Below are 1,131 nucleotides of genomic sequence, written 5' to 3'. Positions count from 1 at the left end.
GCCGAGTCCCTGGGCGGGCGGACGACGAAAGAGAGCGATTCATGCGCCGAACTGTCCTGAGCGCCTTGGTGCTCGCCAGTACCGCCGTACTGGGGGGCGCCGTACCGGCGTTCGCCGACAACGCGACCCCGACCCCGGTCCCCAGCAGCCCGAGCACCGCCACCCCGCCGACCGACGCGGGCGCCGAGGAGCCCTCCGCCGCCCCGTCGCAGAAGCCCACCGGCCGGGCTCCGAGCGCCGTGCCGCCGCGCGACGAGGGGCCGGGCCAGGTCGCGGTCGTACCCGAGGGCGCGCCCGACACCGGAGTGAGCCCCGCGTCCGCGCAGTCCGGGTCGGCCGACGGCGTGCTGATCGGCACCGGCGCCGCGGCGCTCTTCGCGGGCGGTGCGGCGTTCTTCGTCGTACGTCGCCGGCGAGCGACCGGGGCGTGAGCCCGCTCTCCAGGCGCGCCTTCACCGCCGGCGCGCTGGCCGCACTGCTCGTGGGCTGTGGTGGCCCCGGCACCGACCGGGCCACGGACGGACCTCGCGGCGGTGATACGTCATCGCCCGCGCCGCCCGCCGACAAGGCGGAGACGGAACGGGCGGCGAAGGCCGTCGGGCGCTCGGTCCCGCTCAAACTGCTGATCCCCGCCATCGGGGTCGACACCCCCGTCATGCGGCTGGGGCTGGCGGCGGACGGGACCATGGAGGTGCCTCCGATCGAGGCGGACGACCGGGCGGGCTGGTACGAACACTCGCCGACGCCCGGTCGGCTCGGCCCGTCGGTGATCGTCGGTCATGTCACCGTCGGTTCCTACGGCGACGGGGTCTTCCGGGACCTCACGCGGCTGCGCCGGGGCGACAGGATCACGGCGCGTCTGGAGAACGGCGCGGAGGCGGTGTTCGCCGTCGGTGAGATACGGAAGATCGCGAAGGCGGACTTCCCGGCGGACGACGTCTACGGCGACGTGGACCGTCCGGAGCTGCGGCTCATCACCTGCGGCGGCCGGCTGACCGGTGACGGTTACGCCGACAACCTGATCGTCTTCGCCACGATGATCGCGGTGAACGGTCCCTGACGGGCCGTCCCGCACCGGATTCCGCACCGGATTCCGGGCCGGATTCCGGACCGGAATCCGGTGCGGAATCC

Annotated in this window: 2 protein-coding genes; both read left to right on the top strand. The window is 74.2% G+C overall.

Features of this window, described 5'->3' with window-relative positions:
• Nucleotides 1–41 precede the first annotated feature (41 nt).
• Complete coding sequence (locus BHU15_RS37795) at nucleotides 42–431, top strand: hypothetical protein (protein WP_069631164.1); 390 nt, start codon at nucleotides 42–44, stop codon at nucleotides 429–431.
• Entirely contained in the window at nucleotides 428–1,060 is a 633-nt protein-coding gene (locus BHU15_RS37790) for a class F sortase (protein WP_069631163.1), read from the top strand. Before BHU15_RS37795 ends, BHU15_RS37790 begins: the two co-directional genes overlap by 4 nt.
• Nucleotides 1,061–1,131 lie beyond the last annotated feature (71 nt).

This window comes from Streptomyces niveus, assembly GCF_001723055.1.
Classification (GTDB): Bacteria; Actinomycetota; Actinomycetes; order Streptomycetales; family Streptomycetaceae; genus Streptomyces; species Streptomyces niveus.
This window is presented reverse-complemented; position numbering and strand designations above follow the sequence as displayed.